The following is a 19,310-nucleotide window of genomic DNA, read 5'->3' as shown; positions in this document are numbered from 1 at the left end:
CAACTAATCACCCATAACTAGTCCATGAAAATTCCTCTCGCTTGGATGCAGCTTACCCACGAAAAGATCCGCTTGCTGATTGCTCTAGCGGGAATTAGTTTTGCAGATATTCTCATGTTTATGCAGTTTGGTTTTCAAGATGCACTCTTTGAAAGTTCAATTGTTTTACACAAAAAAGTTAAAGGGAATATTTTTTTAGTGAGTCCTCAGTCCACGGCACTGATTGCAATGGATAACTTTTCTAAGCGGCGCTTGCATCAGGTTTTAGGCATTGAAGGAGTAAAAGCAGTTTATCCCATTCATCTCGCTTTTGCACTTTGGAAAAACCCTGAAAATGGCGTGACGCGAAGTATTATGACCATCGGGATCAATCCTGTTGAAAGCATTCTCGATCTACCGGGGCTGCAAGAAAATTTAGATCGAATTAAATTAGAAGATTATATTCTCTTCGATCGCTTGTCCCGTCCCGAGTTTGGTGCGATCTCGGAACTTTTAGAACGTGGAGAGAGCGTAGAAACAGAAGTCGCGGAACGACGAGTCAAAGTCGGTGGCTTATTCGATCTAGGGGCTTCTTTTGGTGCAGATGGCAATATTATTACCAGCGATCTTAATTATGGACGAATTTTTGGAGAAAGAAATCCGGATTTAATTGAAATGGGAGTGATTCAAGTTCGAGAAGAAGTTGATACTCATGCCGTTTTGTCAAGAATTCGTGAAGAGTTCTATGTACGCGATAATGATAATATTTTAATTCCTCAAGATGTCTTGGTACTTTCTCGAGAAGAATTTATTGATTTTGAGAAAAAATATTGGCAAGACAGTACAGCGATCGGGTTTATTTTTACCCTCGGGGCGGGAATGGGATTTATTGTCGGTATGGTGATTGTTTATCAAATTCTTTATACCGATGTTGCGGATCATCTCCCAGAATATGCAACCTTAAAAGCAATGGGATATACGGATTTTTATTTGCTGAAAGTCGTGTTCCAAGAAGCAATTATTTTGGCATTTGTCGGTTATATTCCGGGCTTTGCTCTTTCTAATTTTCTCTATTTGTTAACCGCCAATGCGACGGCTTTACCTGTTTTTATGGATGTTGCGAAAGCCAGCACCGTACTGATTTTAACCTTGATCATGTGCGTGGGATCTGGCGCGATCGCCGTGCGAAAACTCAGTGCAGCAGATCCCGCCGATATTTTCTAAAAGTAAAGTTTTATTGCAGAATGGAGGATTTCTGTATTTTAGACCTCAAGGAAAGATGAAAATAAATTTCTAGACAATCAACGTTAAAAGGAATTTTTAGGCATGATCGGCCACAGCGATCGCGAATATTTGCGAATATTTTAAAAGCACAAAAAGTCAAAATACACAACAATCGGGAACAAAATTCAACATTTTTTTTACATTTGTCTATATTTTCTGTCGCATGATAGTTAAAAGTCAGTCGATCGATTTCCTGCAAGAGGAGAAAGCAATTTATCAATTTCTCCACGCAAGCTATGAAGAGTATTGCCAAACGAATATTGCTCAAATTGTCAGCTTTTCCCAACAGCTTAATGATATCGATCCCCTCGCTGCTTTTCAAGCGCTACTTCAAGACAATCGCCGACATTTTTATTGGGAATGCCCGAAAACGCGAGAAGCTGTTTTGGGTTATGGAGAAGTCAGATCTTTAGATATCAATTCTTCTGATGACTTTGCCGATCGTTCTCTCGATCGCGATCGCTTCATCCGCGTCCGAAATTTTATGCAGGAATGTTTAAAACAAATTGTATCGCCTCAAGCTCCTCTTCACAAGGAAGCAAATCCCTACTTTTTTTGTAGTTTTACATTTTTTCCCACTGCTGCGAGTGCCGATTATCCATTTCCAATTGCCACAATTTTTCTGCCACAATTTCAAGTAATCTGTAAAAATAATCGTTGTTTTTTTGTTGCTAATATTGCGATAAATCAAACGCTAAATATAAAATCAGTAGTTAAAGAAATTATACAAGCCATACAAAAAATTCGCCAATCTCATCTTAATCTTTTCTCCTCTTCTCTCAAGCCGCAAAACCATTTTAATCCCCAAGCAAAAGAACGCAACGAACATCATTTTAAAATTGCCGTTCAATCGGCTTTAAATGCAATTCAAAAAAGGCAACTGAGTAAAATCGTTCTCTCGCATCCCCTCGATCTTATTTCTCCGGTTCCTTTTAAAATCATTGAATCTTTGCATAATTTACGTCAAAATTATCCCAATTGCTATCTCTTTGCGATCGCAAACGATCGCGGCCATCGTTTTATCGGTGCCAGTCCAGAACGCGCCATCGGTTTACGCGATCGGCAATTAATCACAGATGCTTTAGCCGGTTCTGCACCTCGCGGAAAAACCCAAAGAGAAGATAGATTATTCGCTCAACAATTACTGAATAGCGAAAAAGATCGACGAGAACATCAAGCCGTGAAAGAATTCATTTTACAGTGCTTTGCAGAACTTAATTTGCCAGTTCGGCGATCGCCCCTACAAGTCTTGCAATTGGATAATATTCAACATCTCCATACCCAGATTTCCGCTCGTGTTCCCCTGACTCTACATCCCCTCGATATCATCGCCAAATTGCATCCAACTCCCGCCGTTGCTGGCGTTCCCACCCATGCAGCCTGCGATCGCATTCGCTGTTACGAAAACTTCGATCGCGCCTTATATGCTGCTCCGTTAGGCTGGATCGACGCTCGCGGAAACAGTGAATTTATCGTGGGGATTCGATCTGCCGCCATTTTTGGCGATCGCGCTCGACTTTATGCAGGAGCCGGTATTGTGGCCGGTTCCGATCCCGAGGGAGAGTTGGCTGAAGTGCGCCTAAAACTCCAAGCCATGCGCCAAGCCTTAATTTAATATTCCAAAACCTTCAACCATCTTTCTTTGGGAAAAATTTCCAAATTGGGATCGAGTAATTTAATCAGATCGCCCAATATATCCGGTTCCGTTACGGCAACCAAGCCTTTACGAATAGCTTGAAAGGTTTGATAATCAATGGGACTATCTTCTCGTTCGGTTCTCTGTTGAATTTCATCAATGCCTAACAAAGCGATCGCACCCTCAAGCAATTGAATCAAGCGCAAATGTTGCGGTAAATCTTGCATAACAGGATATTGATAGAGTTCTTGGGATTTTTCCAAGGAAATTTGGGCAATAAAACTCAATCTTGGCAAATCTGCGGGAACCGCACGATTTTTTTGCAAAAGTTCGAGACAAACTTCAAAAGGGTTGATGGAATGACCGTTTAATCTCGCGGTATAGGCATTCATATCCAAGTTTAAAATTCCGGCTAAGCGCTCGTGGACTTCAATATCTGGAGTCCCTTTCCCTTGTTTCCAGCGCAAGAGATAGCTATTAGGAATTTTGAGTTGTAGAGCCAGTTGGCGTTCGGATTTGAAGAATTGTCTAGCTTCCTCCAGCAAACTCGCAAAACGCTTGTATTTTTCGGGGGACATTTCAATGAAAAATGAACAATGAACAATGTTAGATTTTGCGACGCAGATTGAACCAAAGGCGGCGAAGATAAAGTTTTAATGGATTTTGTCTGAGGCGATCGCGCCGCCAATCTCTCGCGGTTTGCTCGATGATTTCGGAAAAACTCGGAGAAATCGAATATAATCCAGTCAAGCGATCGATGGTCAATCGCTGCTGTATGGCTAAAGTTAATAAGTTAATTAATTCTCCTGCTTGAGATCCTACAAGCGTCGCGCCTAAAATTTGACCTTTGCGATTAAGAATGATTTTAAAAAAACCTGTCATTTCTTCCACCAGAATTGCTTGCGACACTTGTTTAAAATAACGTTGATAAACGAGAATATTTTGATTATATTCTCGTTTGGCATCGCGTTCGGTTAAACCAATTCTTGTTATATTGGGATCGGTAAAGATAATACGAGGAGTTTTTTGGCGATCGCATTTTTGAGTGGGTAAGTAAAGGGCATTATGCAGGGCAATATCGGCTGGATATCGAGAGAGATGAGATAATTCGAATTCATTTTCAATACCACTGCAAAGATAAATTTGCGAATGACGAGTTTGCAATTTGAGATCGATCTGCGGATTTTCCGGATTGATTCCCAGTCCTTCTAAATTTAAGTTTTCTAAATTGGGTCGATAGCCAACAGCCCAAATAATCTCATCTGTTTCAATGGCATTATCGCCAACTTGCAGCCATTTTGTTTGTGCGATTTTCTGAACTTGAGTAATGGGGCTGTGGGTCAAAAGAGTAATGCCTTCGACTTCTAATTGTGCTTGAATAATATGAGTGGCTTCGGGTTCTTCTCGGGATAATATTTTGCGATCGATAATCAAAGTTACTTTTTTGCCTAACCGCGTTAAACTTTGAGTGAGTTCGAGTGCCAGAGGAGTCCCACCCACGATCGCTAAATTTTTGGGCAATTGTAATAAAGTTTGCGATTTCCACAAGCGATCGGGAGTCAAATAGCCAATTTCTGTTAACCCTTTGATTTCGGGAAGTTGGGGACGAGATCCCATTGCGAGGAGGTAAGAACGCGATCGTAATTTTCGTTCTCCAACCCTAAAAGCTAAGTGGGGACGGCGGCAAAATTCCCCCACTCCTGCGATAAAATCGACTCCCGTTGCACTTAAAATTGCGGGAGAATATTGTTCGGAAATCGTGGCGATCGCTTTCTCTATTCTTGCGATCGCCTGTTGTAAATCAATCTCGCCGACTTGTGCTGAAATCCCAAATTTTGCTAATTCTTTCCCTTGATAATATCGCTGACTCAAATCTCCCAAGCTATAACTATAAAATGAATGATATTCTCCCAGACAATTTTGAGAAACTAAAGCAACGCGAGCTTTCAGCAAGGCTGCATTCATTGCGGCATAAGCTCCTTGAGGAGTATAGCCAATAATGACTAAGTCATATTCGACAGACATTTTATTGTTGGTTATTGGTTGTTGGTTATTGGTTATTTCTCAAACTGCTAATTACCGATGATAATGCGTCAATCAATTGTTTATTTTCTGCGGGGGAGCGAACGGCAATACGAAAATAGCGATCGCCTAATTCTGGAAAACTCAAACAATCTCGAATGAGGATTCGATCGCGTTTTAATAATTGTAATTGTAATTGAGAACAGGAATATTGACTCTTCGTTAATAAAAAATTAGCGACACCGGGAATGGGAGCGAGGCCGGGTAATGTTGCGAGACGGCGATATAAAAAATCCCGAGCCGTTACCAACCAATCTCGAGTTTGTTGTTGAAATTCGCGATCGCTCAAGACGGCTTGTCCTGCAGCTGCGGCTAAAGCGTTAACACACCAGGGATCGCGCATTTTTTGCCACCGTTGCAGGCGATCGGGATGGGCGATCGCGTAACCCAAGCGCAACCCCGGCAAACTATAAAACTTAGTTAGCGATCGTAAAATTACTAAGTGAGGATAATCTGGGATGCACCCCAACAAACTTTGCTGTTCTGAGGGGGCGAGGAAGTCCATAAACGCTTCATCAAGGACAACAAGATCGAAACAGTCCAAAAGGGGTAAAACTTCATCCAGAGACCAAAGTTTCCCTGTAGGATTGTGAGGATTATTTAACAGTAGTCCGGTTCGAGACGAACTCAATGCAGACAGTGACTCGAGAGAAAAAGAGAGTTTACCTTGTTTGAGGAAGGAATATAACTCAACATTCGCTCCAAAAGCCTCTAAGCCGCGTTGATAATCGCCAAAAGCAGGAGTGGGTAAAATTACCTTTTCCCGTTGAGCGAGTTCCCAACAAGCCCAAGTGAGCAGTTCTGCCGAACCGTTTCCCGGAAGAATCCAATCTGGTGAGAGATTATGCCACCGAGCGAGGGTCGAGCGCAACTGAGGGTATTGGGGGTCGGGATACCGCGAGAGGGAAAACAAACTCTCTTGAATAGCTGCAATCGCGCTTTGGGGAGGGCCCAAAGGATTGATACTAGCCGAAAAATCCAAGATTTCGTCGGCAGAGCAGCCCGCGATCGCAGCGGCCCAATTCAGATTGCCTCCATGCTCGGGTCGAGGGTAAATCTCGCTCATCGGGCAATCGGATAATTACTTTTTGTTGGGGGAGACTTTATCTTTAAAAAGTTTCCCGGGGGAGAAAGCCGGCACTTTAGTTGCGGGGATGAGCATGGTTTCCCCGGTTTTGGGATTGCGACCTTCTCGTTCTTTGCGATCGCGCGGTTCAAATGAGCCAAAGCCAACGAGGGTGACTTTCTCTCCGTCTGCGACAGTGTCCATAATGGTTTCAATGGTGGCACTAATGATCGCATCGGCCTCTTTTTTGGTTACGCTGGCTCTGGTGGCCACCATATCCACTAATTCCCCTTTATTCATGAAATTATCTCCCGTGTTCTGAATGTGTTTTTGTTAAATGGAACGGCTATTGTTCCAGTTTGCAAAAGCCTGCGAGGACTTCTCCACCGCGAGGGTGGAAAGTTTGCTGAAATCCCCGTAGGCTCAAAGATTCACGCTCATTATTCTAAGCGTAGAAAGTCCAATTTGGATCGTGGAAAGTACGAATTTTAAGGTTATTTCTTGATTTTCCCCCGATTGATTAGCATTTTCAATACTTTTAGAGCTAATTATAGTGCATTTGTCTATTAGAGTGGGCCAACCCTATCGAGCAGTGGATCGCTCCGTCAACGAAACCGATAGATTGCCCTTGGTAGCTTTACTCCAAAACAGTGAATCAATTGGCAGATTAGTGTGTTAATATGAGGATTGAGAATAAAGAACGTTGATGGATTTTTGTTTCAGTATTAACGATTTTGCGATCGGGTATTGGCAGGCTTCTCTCCGCAATTTTGGCTCAATACACAACATAAAACTTCTGTACCAAACATTTCTGTACCAAGGACAATACAAATTATGTCGATTTATGTAGGCAATCTTGCCTATGAAGTTACTTCAGAAGATCTCACTTCTGTTTTTGCTGAGTACGGGACGGTTAGCCGCGTTCATATTCCTACCGACAGCGAGACTTCTCGTCCACGAGGATTTGCTTTTGTCGAAATGCAGTCGGAAGCCGAAGAAGACAAGGCCATAGCTGCCCTTGATGAGGCAGAGTGGATGGGTCGCGAACTCAAGGTTAACAAAGCAAGACCTCGTAAAGAAGGCGGCGGCGGCTCTTTCGGTGGCGGCGGTCGGAGAAACAACCGCTAGTGAATATGGAAACCTAAAAGCAGAAAGTGAGAGTTAGCCCTTGATTAAAATCAAGGGTCGTCGAAATTTAAGCTAACGCCGGGACATTCTTGGCATCACCTCCACTTCTCACTCGATGAGAAAATAGCAAAAGCAAAACCCCGCGATCCTTCTGGCGATTGGGGGTTTTGCTTTTGCATCTTTAAAGTGTGGGGGGATGGGGACGAGAAGTCAATTAATTCCTTCAGTCCCTCAACCCTTGTTAGTCTTTCTCGCTTGTCATGAAGGCCGCAACGCGATCGCTGGAAATTTCCTTGATGGCATTCCAAGCAACATCAAAAAGGCGATTGGGGTGAAACTCATCTTTGACGAGATCCCAAAGGCGTTGGACTTCTTCTGTGTGCAGGCGATCGTTTTCTGTGAGTGCCAATAAAATTTGCTGTCGTAAATAACGCCCTTCTTCAGAAAGGAGATATTGCAGCCCGAGTTGTGCAGTGGGCAATATATCTAAACTGCCGTCGCTTTGCGCGATCGCGAGCATATTTTCCAGCCGTTCCCATTTAAACTTCCCATCTTGGATGAGAACTTCCAATAAGCGGCGGCGCATGGCGGGAGATTCCCCGCGCAACAGGCGTTTAGCTACGTAGGGATAGGCAATTTCGACAATGCTAAATTCAGGATCTAAAGTTAATGCCAACCCTTCTTGCGTCACTAGCGAGCGGATAATCAGAGAAAATTTAGCCGGGACGCGGAAGGGATACTCGTACATCAACTCGGAAAATTCATCGGTGATGGTTTTAAAGTTAAAATCCTTCACTTTTTCGCCCATTGCATTGCCCAGCACTTTTTCAAGGGCGGGAATAATGGGAGTCATATCGGTTTCCGAAGCGAGAAATCCCAACGCTTTAAAGTCATCTGCTAAGCGCAAATAATCGCGGTTAATGAGATGGACGACGGAAGCGGCGAGGGTTTCTTTAGTATGTTCGTTTAACTGATCCATCATGCCAAAATCGATATAAGCCATGCGTCCATCTGGCATGGCAAATAAATTCCCCGGATGGGGATCGGCATGAAAAAAGCCAAATTCTAGAAGTTGACGCAGTCCGGAAACAACCCCAATTTTAATCACTTCATTGGGATCGACTCCGACGGCTTCAATACTTTTGGTATCGGTAAGTTTAAAGCCGTCGATCCATTCCAAGGTGAGAACGCGATCGCTGGTATAGCGCCAATAAATCGCAGGAACTTTGACCGTCGGATCGTCGCGAAAATTAGTAGCAAATATTTCCGCATTACGAGCCTCGTTAAAGTAATCAATTTCCTCAAATAATTTTGTTCCGAATTCATCGACAATCAAGGTGAGATCGTGACCCATATTTAAGGGCAGCCAAGGGGCGATCCAACTGGCTGCCCAGCGCATTAAATAAAGATCGAGGGTAATAGTGGGACGCAAATTCGGTCGCTGCACTTTAACGGCAACTTTTTCCCCACTGTGTAAAACGGCTTGATACACTTGTCCGAGGCTGGCGGCAGCGACGGGGTGCGAGGAGATTTCTCGATAGGCTTCTTCTGGGGTACGGTCTAAATCTTTCTCAATAATGGCAAAAGCGGTGGCATTGTCGAAGGGAGGCAGGCGATCTTGCAGTTTGACCAGTTCGACAAGAAAATCTTTCTGAATGAGATCCGGTCGGGTGGAGAGGGCTTGACCGACTTTAATGAAGGTGGTTCCCAAATGAGTGAGGGTTTGACGCAAATCTGTTGCGCGTTTCAACTTGTTTTTTTCGGTGACGTTTCGCCAGCGATCGAGGAGGAAGCGAAGGACGAAACCACCGAGATGCCAGAGAATGGTACAGGCACGCCAGAGAGCCAACCAAGGTCTGTAGCGGTAGTATTTGGCGATCGCTTGGGGATCGTAGCGTCGCGATCGCTCTCGCGGGGGTTGACCGTCATCAGAAACAAGTTGATATTGACTCACAAGATTTTTTGACCTCTCGCTTGCAAAGATTCTTTACTTTCAGTATACAAAAACACAAAGTTTTGTTAACACGATACGCGGTAATTTTCCCTCTTTAGGAGGAGAACAAGGCGATCGCTCGCGCTTTGGCGTTAAGCGGGCTAAGCGTTTGGCGGGTTCAATTCGTCCCGATGTCGAAAGGTAAAGATTTGTAAACAAAAGTAATAATAATTCCTTTGTTCTGTTTAGTTGCTCTGCAAAGCGGCGATCGCACTACTATAAATCGTCAATAAACGCACTTCGTCAAGGGGGCGATCGTCGTTCCACGTTAAAGCTACACAAGAGCGACTGCCAGTTTTATCCACTAATTGCGTCGTAAAGTTCAGTACCCCCGGTTCTGAACCTCCTTTAAATGCGATACTTCGCCAATCGGCGGGATTGGCAATTCCGGGATTGACCGACATTAAGGGTAAATCTCCGACTTCTGCCATTAACGCGCACAATTCTCGACTGGTAAAAAACCATTCTATATCTGTGGCAATGGGATTGCCAGCGAATAGGTTCGCATTTGGTAAAGAAGCCGATCTCGTAGTTTCTAAAACTTGTCTTTTTTCTTCTTCATTGCCTTCGCGATATTGTTGCAAAATTCTTTGATTTTCCGGATTCTTTAAAACAAAGAATTCGCGAGTGGTTAAAAAGGGGCGATTGCGTTGAGAAAATGTTTCTATTTTCTCTCTTCCCAACAGAGACATTAACGTGTCTGTCGCCGTATTATCGCTAAGCGAAATCATTAAGGTTGCCAAAGTATGCAAGGTTACAGGAAAACCTTCTTGCCAATCTTGTAGCATTCCCGTGGGTAAACTCTGCCACTGAGATTCGAGTTTTATAACTTCATCCCATGCTAAGTTTTCTGCGTTTATTTCTTGTTGTAATGCGGCTAAAACTGCCAATTTAAAAGCCGAGCCAACTGCCAAAGGGCGATCGCTATTTAACTGTGCGATCGCCTTGCCATCTCGTGCGACAAAAAAACCAATTTCTCCAGAAAATTCTTGTAACTGCTGTATAATTTCTTCCCAACTCAAGGTATTACCAACAGGCGGTTGAAAAAACAAATAAATGATTTTCCTTTCTTCATTTAAACTGATTTGAGTTGGGACACTTCCCTTCTCAAATACAATCAGGTAGCCCTCTTCTGCTTCGCGAATGGTTTGATAATTGCCCAAGGTTTGCCGAATTTGCCCGAGAATTTTCTCGAGATCCGCTAAGGGAATTTGTTGCAAAAATAGGGGCGCAAACCATTCAGACTCTAGAGAAGGTTCTGTAAATAAGCGATCGAGAACAACAATGTTCGTATCGTTAACAGTGCGATCGTTCGCTGGGTTAATTTGTGCGATTTCAGGAGCAGCTAAACTAATTGGTTCAATCGATACCCAGAGAAAAGGAATAATGAGAAATCCAAGGAGAAGTTTTTTCATGATTGTTTACTCTCAATATACTGATATTATATTGACATTAATTTTATCATTTTCTATTGCGATTTCGTCCGCGAAGTTCCCGAGCTTTTGCTTGTAAGTCCTGAAAAAAGTCCGAGTCAACAATAGAGTCAACTTGCTGTTTTCGTTTAGCGTGATCGATTTCAATTTTCAAAACTTTGACTTGCTCCTTGAGTTTTTCTTCCCGCTTGCGAACTTTTTCAACCATGATATCGAATACCGAGGCAAGAGTTCCGATTTCATCCGAAAAACGCCTCTGAGTAAACGATGATAAATCGAGATTGTAACTTCCTTCCCCAATTTGTTCTGCTGCTTTCGTTAAATTTGCGATCGGTTTAGTAATAACCCCAGAAATCAATAAAACCAAAACAAAAAGCGTCCCATAAGTCAGGCTAAATGCGACGATAATACGACCTCGGACTGCTTCTTGTACTTCATTGACATAATCGGCTCTAAAATCTACTCCGATCGCAGCAATTTTTGTACCGACATCATTTTCGAGGGGACGATAGCCGCTAATCCAATTTCCCCAATCATCTTTATAGGGCTTATCTCTAACTGTTAATTCATTCAGGCCTTGAGATATTGTTGTTTTGGGTTCGTAGTATTCTAAAAACTTGGCCCCCTCAAAAATACGGTTTGTATTGGCTGCACTTCCACTGCCGACAAAAACAACAGTATTCGGCTTCGGACCTTTGACATAGGTGTACACATAAGCGCGAGGTTCGATTTTTTCTACAGTAGCCAGCCATTGTACGTGCTCCCAGTAGCGAGAATCCGTGACATCTCGATAACCTTCCGGTCTCGATTCTCGCGTTTTCGATAATGCCAGTAATTCTTCGCCATCAATTCCTTGAGCAGCCGCTTTCATGGTATCGAGAAGATCGGCTTTAATGCGTTTCAAAGCTGTTTCTGTTGCAAATTGATAAAACCAATAATAAGCAACTGCAAATACACCGCTAAACACGATCGTGAATAGCAATAACATCTTGACTCTTAGACTAACAAAGCCAAACAATTTATTGTTTTGTTTGATTTTTTCCATGCTTATTTCTCCTTAATTTAAAATTTTAGTTTATCAATTACACTTTGGCCGCGCTGTCTCCGTTTTAAGCGCCAATTCAGCAAACTGATATCGTAATATTTTCGCATCTGCAAGATCGACCATAAGGTAAATAAAGAGGTCAAAACCGCGATCGCGAGATAAACGTAAAAATAGAAAGAAGTTTGCCAGCGAATGCCCAGCCAAACAATGGTTCCCGTTACAATACAGCCAATAATAGTTCCCGTGGCGAAGAGATAGCTATCCATAAATAAACTGACTCGCCCTCGACGCTCTAATGGCACGAGAGATTGAATCGATTTACGGGCGGATTCATCAACAGTCAATTGCGTAATTTTAGACAGGGAAAAGCCACCAATTCCGCCAATGGCACCGGGAAAAATAATCATGCCGATCGAGGCGATCGCTTGAGCCAAAGGTAAAAAGAAAAAACTATTTTTCAGGGAGAAAAATTCGAGAATGCGGCTGGTTAAAAAGGCTTGGACAAACCATGCCGTAACGATCAATCCCAGACGATAAAGACTGTAAAATCGTTGGTAGCCGTAGAGATCGGGAAAACTTTCATTGGAGACAACTAAAAAGCGAAATTCAAAAATCGTTAAACAAATATTAATCGCAACGATCGCAAATGTAAGATAGCGAAATGACAACACCTCACGGACGAATCCTCCACCTTCAGTTAAAGTTTCCACCAAATTTTCCGGCTTGCGTCGGTGGGTTCGTAGAGGCCGATAACTCAATCCGGTTTGCAAGACAACATAAGCGCTCAAATAAATTAAGACATTAAAGAGCAGTAATTCTTCAACTTGCAAGCCCAAATACTGGACTAACGTTGGGAAAATCGCCGCGATCGCCAGACCCAGAATTTGTCCGGCAAAGTTTCCCGTGGCAATAATGGGAAATAAGCGTTTGGCTTGAGCCAAAGTTAAAAGATCGTTGGCTAAAATCCAAAATACGAGGGGAAAAAATAATAATTGCTGTTCTGCGAGTAAATATAATAAGGTGTAATTAATACCACTGGGAACGTGAAAAGCAAACATCAAGCGTAAAATTAGCAGCAATACACCATAGACAAAACACATCCATTTCATCAGACTGCGACGGTTAAAGCGATCGACAAAAAGAGATTGCAATCCCGTCAAGGCAATGGTCAGCCCCATATCCACCAGCCAAACCAGTAAAATACGATTGGCTCCTACCGTACTCAAAAAACCGCTCACGGCAACCACATCAGAAATCTGCCGAGCGAGGGAATTACTCAGCAATAAAAAACCCAAAACAAAGACGAGTTTGTTTTCTCCGGGTTGTAGGCGAAAAAGATGGCTGAAGAATGCCTTCATAAATGCGATCGGGATGACAAAGTGAGTAACTGAAGTAAGAGCGCTTTTTGCAGATGCAGGCGATTTTCGACTTGTCGAAAGAGACGGGAGCGATCGCCATCGGCAACGGTATGAGTAATTTCTTGCTCTCGGTTGGCGGGCAAACAGTGCATGACGATGGCGCGATCGGGGGCAGCCTCGAGCAGGCGATCGTTCACCTGATAAGGAGCAAGAATGCGCCCGCGATATCCGGCTTCGACTTCATCGGTTTTGCCCCGAGAAATCCAAACATCGGTATAGAGGGCATCGGCAGTTTTAACGGCTTGGTAAGGGTCGTCAATGCGTCGAACCACGTTTTCTCCGGCCAGAGACCGGGCGATATCGAGGCTGTCTTCATCGAGGGCATAAGCCTCGGGACTGCTGATGGTCAGGCGAAACCCCAATTGAGCCGCCGCCAATAACAGCGATCGCGCCACATCTTGATTGCTGCGTCCGAGATAGGTCACTTCTAAATCTTGCAAGTCTCCGAATTCCTCATAGAGGGTAAGCGCGTCGGCCATAGCCTGACAGGGATGATTGTAAGCGGTCAAGCCGTTAATCACGGGAACGGGCGACCATTGCGCCAGTTCCCGCAAGTGTTGGTAATTATTAATTCGCACCACTAACCCTTGAACATAACTTCCGAAAGTGCGAGCGACATCCGGAATGGATTCCCGTTTTCCCCAGCCGATCTCTTGACTCTGTAGGTAGAGAGAATCTCCCCCCAACTGTCTCATGGCAATTTCAAAACTGATACGCGTGCGTAGAGAAGCTCTCTCAAACAACAACGCGAGACTTTGCCCTTGCAAAACTGAGGTATTCTCCCCGAGAACAAATTCTTGTTTGAGAGTGAGAGCGTGATGGATGAGTTGCGTTAACTCTTCTGCCGACCAATCCAAAAGCGAAAGAAAATGTTGCATAAAACTCTGTTTTAATCGGTGTTTCGATCTGTTTCTCGTTCGGTAAGCGTATCCCAGATGCGTGAATTGAGCTTTCTGCCTTGTTTGGGGGTGAGATAGGGTCGATAATAGGTATTTCCATGGCGTTCGACTTGTTTGAGCAATCCTTTGGCTAACAGATCTTGCAAAAGCGAACGAACGGTTTCCGGTTCGAGATCTGCTTGCTGTAAAATTTGGTCGAAGGTACTCGATCGCTGGCGCAGGGCTGAAGTAAAGAGATGGCGTTCGGCTTCGGGAAGGTCGAGGAGATCGAGCAGATTCAACCCCATATTGACTTGGTTTTCTGGCTTCGAGATATTTTGGAGGGAACTTTCAGCGAGAATTCGGGCGACCACTCGAGCGAACTCTGAAGGATAGAGGGAGTCGCGATCGCTCAAAGAGAAAATATTATTAAAAATATTTTGGTTTTGATTGGAGACGGACATCGTTTCGATCTGAGGGAGAACTTCAACAATGTTGGTATCGTAAGCTAAAGCCACTTGTTCTCGCAGCCAAATGCGATCGATATCTGTGGGAACTTGATTAACCAGTAAAAAAGTTTGCGGAATTTCAAGCCGTTTGGCAACATCAAGAGTAACTGCCGTTCCTTGAAAGTCGGCACGCTCCAATCCTAAGAGCAGGCAAAGCAGGTCGCACAAAGCCAGTAGGGGTAAAGTGGTTTCATTCAATCCCGGATAGAGATCGATAAACAGATAATCGAGGGCAAAATCAGCAATAATTGTGTCGAGGAGGGTACTGAGAATTTTAATGTCGGAAAATTCTGGGCAAATGGTTTGTCCTTGCCTCGATAGATCGTAGGAGAAAAGATAAATCGTTCCGGTTGACTCTTCTGCGATCGCTTGATGAATATTATCCTCTTTCACTTTTTGACCGATTTCTGTTAAAGAGACCCGGCCTTGGAGATAATCGCCAAGATGGTGAGATTTTTGCAGCCCGAAATACGAGTAAATTCCGGGAAATTCGCCGCGAACGTCTAACTCGACATCGGCATCGATCGCGCCGACTCGATAACCTGCTCGGGCCATCGCAACGGCCAGATTAGCCGTTAAACTGGATTTTCCCGTTCCGTGACGAAATGAATGGACGGCAACGATCTTAGGCATGAGAGCAGTAATAACGATGGTCGTCACTGCGATCATAGTTCAAGACTTTCCCGGAAATCAATCGATGATTAGTGATTAGTGATTAGGTACTTTTTTATTTAACGCCAGAAAAGACGTAACCGATGCCGAGACGAGCGCCAATTTCTGTTTGTTCGCCAAAAAAGCCCGCACTGAAATTACTGTAGACGACAACGCGATCGCTGACTCGAAAATCAACTCCGGCGGTGGCGAGGGGGGCGACATTATTGTTTAATTCTGTATCTCGGTTGGAAAGGGTCAAGCCACCCCCAATGAAGGGATGAATCATGGACGGCTCAAAAGGATCTTTCCCTTGAATATTAATATCGTAGGTGAGGGGAAGTAAGATTGTCGTACTATCGCCGATTAAAACCGCCGGGCGCACGGAGAGATAATCGGTCAAGGCGATTTTGGCATCGATCGCTACGGAACCTTTGCCTAAATCTGTAATACCATTATCCGATAGACCGAGATTGCCTCCCAATCCCACATAACTCCAAGCGGGGTTAATGTAGCGGCGGCGCACGGCTGGGTTTTGGGCAATTTGACGATTGCGATTATTGAGGGAAACCGGCTGGGTTTGTAACTTAACGGTGGAGGAATTTTCTCGCGATCGCGCGGTTCGAGATGAAGCGTTTGATGATGAAGCGTTTGGCAGCGTATGCCGAGATAGCGCTTTACGCTGGGGTTTGGGCAGAATTTTGGTGCGATCGGGGGGTTGTTCGATGCGAGGGAGGGGAGTGAGGCGACGGGATGGGGTTGGATTTTCGGGAGCGATCGCGTTTTGGCGAGGTGCATTCACTCGAGGCAGTGGGGGAAGTGCGGGTAATCTGCTGGAGGTCTCTCTCGACCGATTGGCAGAAGTGTCAAGGTGGGGGACATTTTTTTCGGTTTTCGCCTGACTGGGCAAGGAACTGAGGATTAGGGTCAAAGCGACGAGACCGATTGAAATCCAACGGTGTTTATCAGTAAATTTATTCACGATCGCTCCTCACAACGTCTTGGACAAACAAAAATTTTTTCGTCTCTATAGAGTTTACAGAAAATTGGTGATTTTTATCACCATCTTCCCCAATAAGGTTGACCTTTCCAAAAAACGCCAATAACTATACCAATTAATCCCCCTTGAGAGAGTTCAACAAATTGTAACGGTAGAGGCAAGAAGCTTTTTAAGGCCAACCCCCCCAACAGGCAGAGAATTAACGCCCACAAACGAGCAGTATTAAGACGAATCGGATTCGGCCACCTCTCGCACAGGGTTACGCTCAATGCACCAAATCCCATCGCGGTCACGAAGGGACGGAAAGGTTCAACAGGATAACGATAAAGGCTCTCGATAACGGTTTTAAGCGGAGTATCGGCGACGAGGGACGCAATTAACAAAAGGTCGATCGCGAGGGCGATCGCGGTGGTCGCCCCAGCAATTATTATCAACCACGTCCAAGGTTGTTGAGTGAAACCGCGCCAAGGATCGCGCATCAAAAAATTATCCTCTCCTTGAAAGTTCTCTCTTTTATCATTGCAGCGATCGCGCCGAGTCGGAGCGGAAATATCGTGAAGATTCTCAAAGCGCGATCGCTTTTTCTGTGAAGGTTAAATTTTCAAATTCAGTTGAAATTGTCAAGAGCCAAAAATTGTGAATGCGAGAAACGGTTTTCTCGCATTCTCCAACAATTAATCGTTATCGTTGCTGACAATCGGTTTGAGCAATAGACCTTGGGAATCTTTGAGTTCAAATTCATTGAGATTCTCGAGTCCATTAGCGGCTTGTAGTTGCGGAGAAGCGATCGCCACTTCCCACGCCGATAAATCCAAATGCAGCCATTTTTTCAACTGGACGGTGATGGGTTTGCCTCCCATGTGTGCCACCATGACCACGCGATCGCTTTCATTTTCCGGATTGCTCCGCACGCCGTAAAATATGGTGGAATGCCCATCGCTAACTTTATTGAAACGATCCGTTCCCGATAAATTTGTTCGCAACCAAGGGCGATCGAGGCGGAATTGGCGCAACTGCAAATTGTATCGCGTTTGTGTGGGATCGAGATCGTCTTCGTAATAGGAGACATTACAAAGCGCATAACAATCTTCCATAAACGAGAGAGAAAAGGATTTTAAGCGATCGCTATCCATTTTATTTAAAAAGCGTCGCATTCCCGAACGATTAAGCGTCTTCAAGCGCGGCATTTCACAAACTTCGCCATTGTTACTCATGCAAGTCCGCACAGAACTTACAGTTTCAGAAAGGCTAAAATCTTTCTCTTGCATGATTTTTTGCAATTCCGTTCCGAATTCTCGCAGTTCTTCCAACTGTTTAAAACCCAAAGATTTCAAGCCCGGAAAGTTCTGCGATCGCTTGAACAATTCTGATGTTACTTGCCAGTATAAAAAGCCAATTTCTTCGGAAACTACTTTCACGCCATAGCGCTCGTCCGTATTGCGGAAAAACATCCAAGGCGCGTGCATGGTGGCATTAATAAAATCCATCGGCAACCCCGGACTGAAACCATAAACCCATAAAGTAACCGCCGGATTATCATAAGCCTTTCGTAGCACATCCGCTAACTTTTCACCTAGATTCCAATTAATTTTTGCCTCAAGATCGACTTGATTTCCTCGCCGGACTGTATCGTGATTGGCACAGCCGGTAATCCAGTTTTGCCCCTCATACATAACCTCGCACACCCTGCGCCATTTTCGTTCCCAAAACCCTTCTAAAGCAGGAGTATTATGAGCAAAAATCAAAGGACCCCATTGATAGGAATCAGGTTTGAGTTCGATCAATTCGCGATAGGTAGAAATCTCCTCCCATCCTTCTTGGGGCCAAGGTCGGCCATCTTCAAAAATGGTAAATAATAAACGCTGACAACCATTAATTTCTTGGACCAGATCGCTCATGGCCAGTAAATAGGCATCATCATATTCAACCCGTCCCGAAAGGGGGTTAAAAAAGCGAAAATCCTGCCCGCCATCAACGCGAATCCCATCGGCTCCCGTGTTGATTTTGCGACGCTGCATTTCCAGAAAAATAGCCCGCACGACGGGAGATTGGTGGTTTAAGTCCTGTCCGTACATATTCGGACCTTTGAGACATTGGTGAGGGAGCAGTAATTCCGACTGGTTATCGGCGTGACCGTAAACGAGATCGTAAATCACTTGGATCGGCCCCGTGGAAAAATTATGTAAGGTGCAGATCAAGTCGATCGCTTCATCCGGTCGCAAACTTCCTAAAAGGGCAGGGTTATTGGTACTCGATCCCAAAATAGGAACGTCATACCCCCAATCTTGTGTATTGGGTTTAAATAGTTCGACGGTAATCGTATCGTTGTCTTCGGCTGTAAACGAGAAAAATTCGCTTTCCGGGCTGTATTCGTCTCGATACTCAATGGGGGGTTCCGTGGGTAAAAGTTGAACGGCATCATAGCCGATATAATTTTCTTCGGCGGGAGTTAAAGGAATCTCATTGGCGAGCTTGTCGGAAATTTCCTGAAAGCGCTGAGCTAAACTCTCAAAAGTCCCTTCTTTAGCTGCGGTGCCAATATGTAATTGTAAGATGTTGCGCGGGGCGCGAATGCGAGGAATGCGGCTAAAATCAATGGTGAGCGGGATGGATTCGCTATCGGGTAATGTAGACGCACTGGTGCGCTGCAAGTAGTCCATATCGGTACGGCGAGCTTGCAGTCTGTCCATATCGTAGAGTTCTGCGGGGGCAAATACCCCATAAGGTAAAGAGTTGGGCAAAGGATCGCGAATGGCTTGCAGACGATCGTTTTGGTCGATATAGCGCAGCCAATAAAACGAACCAACGCGATCGCGCGTCCCCGGGCTCATTCCGGCTACGACTCCCCAGTGAAATTCGCCTTCTTGCATGAGGTTGAGGCGATCGCGCTGAAAGCGGATTGTCTGTTCCTCCGCACGGGGATCGATCGCCTCAAGGGGAGTGAGAACCTCGAGAAAAATCTCTGATTTCCGCATGACTTGGGCGATCAAACGCGGTGTCCAAAATCCAATTTCGACTAATCCATCCGGTCGATAATACGCCCCTAATTTTGTCGCGAGCTTCTGGGCTTTTGCAAAAATCGTTAACTCGGAATGCTCAATTTCATTAACCCAAAGTAATAATTTTTGGGTTGCTTCTTCAACTAACTTAACTGTAGATTTTGTAGCGGTCGCTATCACTGAATTTATTTTCCTCAATAATAATTTTT

At 44.5% G+C, this 19,310-nt stretch carries 16 protein-coding genes; 3 read left to right on the top strand and 13 right to left on the bottom strand.

Going from position 1 to position 19,310, the window contains the following annotated elements; translation table 11 throughout:
* Positions 1-24: 24 nt before the first annotated feature.
* Positions 25-1,203, top strand: coding sequence for an ABC transporter permease DevC (gene devC / locus AC6RV6_RS09270; RefSeq protein WP_500240554.1), 1,179 nt, complete (start codon positions 25-27; stop codon positions 1,201-1,203).
* A gap of 223 nt (positions 1,204-1,426) precedes the next feature.
* Entirely contained in the window at positions 1,427-2,878 is a 1,452-nt protein-coding gene (locus tag AC6RV6_RS09265) for an isochorismate synthase (protein ID WP_500240553.1), read from the top strand.
* Here AC6RV6_RS09265 and AC6RV6_RS09260 read toward each other — a convergent pair.
* From AC6RV6_RS09260 to AC6RV6_RS09245, 4 genes are read right to left on the bottom strand one after another with little or no spacing between them, the layout of a single operon-like run.
* A complete protein-coding gene (locus AC6RV6_RS09260) occupies positions 2,875-3,477 on the bottom strand; it encodes a helix-turn-helix domain-containing protein (protein WP_500240552.1) in 603 nt (200 codons plus the stop codon). The two genes, AC6RV6_RS09265 and AC6RV6_RS09260, sit on opposite strands and share 4 nt — an antisense overlap.
* Before the next feature lie 28 nt (positions 3,478-3,505).
* Entirely contained in the window at positions 3,506-4,924 is a 1,419-nt protein-coding gene (locus tag AC6RV6_RS09255) for a dihydrolipoyl dehydrogenase family protein (protein ID WP_500240551.1), read from the bottom strand.
* Between the two features lie 25 nt (positions 4,925-4,949).
* Positions 4,950-6,047: a threonine-phosphate decarboxylase CobD gene (gene cobD / locus AC6RV6_RS09250; RefSeq protein ID WP_500240550.1), complete on the bottom strand. Its 1,098-nt coding sequence runs from the start codon at positions 6,045-6,047 to the stop codon at positions 4,950-4,952.
* A 15-nt stretch (positions 6,048-6,062) separates the two neighbouring features.
* Complete coding sequence (locus AC6RV6_RS09245) at positions 6,063-6,347, bottom strand: HU family DNA-binding protein (protein ID WP_500240549.1); 285 nt, start codon at positions 6,345-6,347, stop codon at positions 6,063-6,065.
* Between the two features lie 534 nt (positions 6,348-6,881).
* On the opposite strand from AC6RV6_RS09245, the gene rbp reads away from it, so the two are divergent.
* Positions 6,882-7,175, top strand: coding sequence for an RNA-binding regulator (gene rbp / locus AC6RV6_RS09240; protein WP_500240548.1), 294 nt, complete (start codon positions 6,882-6,884; stop codon positions 7,173-7,175).
* A gap of 241 nt (positions 7,176-7,416) precedes the next feature.
* Here the strand turns inward: rbp and AC6RV6_RS09235 are convergent, their stop codons facing one another.
* The 9 genes from AC6RV6_RS09235 to gghA form a co-directional block, all read right to left on the bottom strand.
* A complete protein-coding gene (locus tag AC6RV6_RS09235; protein WP_500240547.1) occupies positions 7,417-9,129 on the bottom strand; it encodes an ABC1 kinase family protein in 1,713 nt (570 codons plus the stop codon).
* Positions 9,130-9,353: 224 nt separating this feature from the next.
* Positions 9,354-10,583 carry a serine hydrolase gene (locus AC6RV6_RS09230; RefSeq protein WP_500240546.1) on the bottom strand — a complete coding sequence of 410 codons (1,230 nt, stop codon included), beginning with the start codon at positions 10,581-10,583 and terminating at the stop codon, positions 9,354-9,356.
* 46 nt (positions 10,584-10,629) lie between these two features.
* Positions 10,630-11,646 (bottom strand): HAMP domain-containing protein, encoded by a 1,017-nt coding sequence (locus AC6RV6_RS09225; RefSeq protein ID WP_500240545.1) that lies wholly within the window; start codon positions 11,644-11,646, stop codon positions 10,630-10,632.
* Between the two features lie 17 nt (positions 11,647-11,663).
* Complete coding sequence (locus AC6RV6_RS09220; RefSeq protein ID WP_500240544.1) at positions 11,664-13,004, bottom strand: hypothetical protein; 1,341 nt, start codon at positions 13,002-13,004, stop codon at positions 11,664-11,666.
* Entirely contained in the window at positions 13,001-13,942 is a 942-nt protein-coding gene (gene argF, locus AC6RV6_RS09215; RefSeq protein ID WP_500240543.1) for an ornithine carbamoyltransferase, read from the bottom strand. Before argF ends, AC6RV6_RS09220 begins: the two co-directional genes overlap by 4 nt.
* Positions 13,943-13,953: 11 nt before the next feature.
* Positions 13,954-15,084: a tyrosine-protein kinase family protein gene (locus AC6RV6_RS09210; protein WP_500240542.1), complete on the bottom strand. Its 1,131-nt coding sequence runs from the start codon at positions 15,082-15,084 to the stop codon at positions 13,954-13,956.
* A 94-nt stretch (positions 15,085-15,178) separates the two neighbouring features.
* On the bottom strand, positions 15,179-16,084 hold the full coding sequence (locus AC6RV6_RS09205; protein ID WP_500240541.1) for a hypothetical protein: 906 nt from the start codon (positions 16,082-16,084) through the stop codon (positions 15,179-15,181).
* Positions 16,085-16,161: 77 nt separating this feature from the next.
* Complete coding sequence (locus AC6RV6_RS09200; protein ID WP_500240540.1) at positions 16,162-16,581, bottom strand: peptide chain release factor 1; 420 nt, start codon at positions 16,579-16,581, stop codon at positions 16,162-16,164.
* Between the two features lie 195 nt (positions 16,582-16,776).
* Positions 16,777-19,278 carry a glucosylglycerol hydrolase gene (gghA, locus tag AC6RV6_RS09195; protein WP_500240569.1) on the bottom strand — a complete coding sequence of 834 codons (2,502 nt, stop codon included), beginning with the start codon at positions 19,276-19,278 and terminating at the stop codon, positions 16,777-16,779.
* Positions 19,279-19,310: the final 32 nt, after the last annotated feature.

The sequence above is a fragment of the Spirulina sp. LEGE 11439 genome (assembly GCF_059821285.1).
This window is presented reverse-complemented; position numbering and strand designations above follow the sequence as displayed.

Bases quoted from the DNA above. Each gene is read 5' to 3' on its own strand.
- devC (WP_500240554.1), top strand. From the start codon at position 25: ATGAAAATTCCTCTCGCTTGGATGCAGCTTACCCACGAAAAGATCCGC.
- AC6RV6_RS09265 (WP_500240553.1), top strand. From the start codon at position 1,427: ATGATAGTTAAAAGTCAGTCGATCGATTTCCTGCAAGAGGAGAAAGCA.
- AC6RV6_RS09260 (WP_500240552.1), bottom strand. From the start codon at position 3,477: ATGTCCCCCGAAAAATACAAGCGTTTTGCGAGTTTGCTGGAGGAAGCT.
- AC6RV6_RS09255 (WP_500240551.1), bottom strand. From the start codon at position 4,924: ATGTCTGTCGAATATGACTTAGTCATTATTGGCTATACTCCTCAAGGA.
- cobD (WP_500240550.1), bottom strand. From the start codon at position 6,047: ATGAGCGAGATTTACCCTCGACCCGAGCATGGAGGCAATCTGAATTGG.
- AC6RV6_RS09245 (WP_500240549.1), bottom strand. From the start codon at position 6,347: ATGAATAAAGGGGAATTAGTGGATATGGTGGCCACCAGAGCCAGCGTA.
- rbp (WP_500240548.1), top strand. From the start codon at position 6,882: ATGTCGATTTATGTAGGCAATCTTGCCTATGAAGTTACTTCAGAAGAT.
- AC6RV6_RS09230 (WP_500240546.1), bottom strand. From the start codon at position 10,583: ATGAAAAAACTTCTCCTTGGATTTCTCATTATTCCTTTTCTCTGGGTA.
- AC6RV6_RS09225 (WP_500240545.1), bottom strand. From the start codon at position 11,646: ATGGAAAAAATCAAACAAAACAATAAATTGTTTGGCTTTGTTAGTCTA.
- AC6RV6_RS09220 (WP_500240544.1), bottom strand. From the start codon at position 13,004: ATGAAGGCATTCTTCAGCCATCTTTTTCGCCTACAACCCGGAGAAAAC.
- argF (WP_500240543.1), bottom strand. From the start codon at position 13,942: ATGCAACATTTTCTTTCGCTTTTGGATTGGTCGGCAGAAGAGTTAACG.
- AC6RV6_RS09210 (WP_500240542.1), bottom strand. From the start codon at position 15,084: ATGCCTAAGATCGTTGCCGTCCATTCATTTCGTCACGGAACGGGAAAA.
- AC6RV6_RS09200 (WP_500240540.1), bottom strand. From the start codon at position 16,581: ATGCGCGATCCTTGGCGCGGTTTCACTCAACAACCTTGGACGTGGTTG.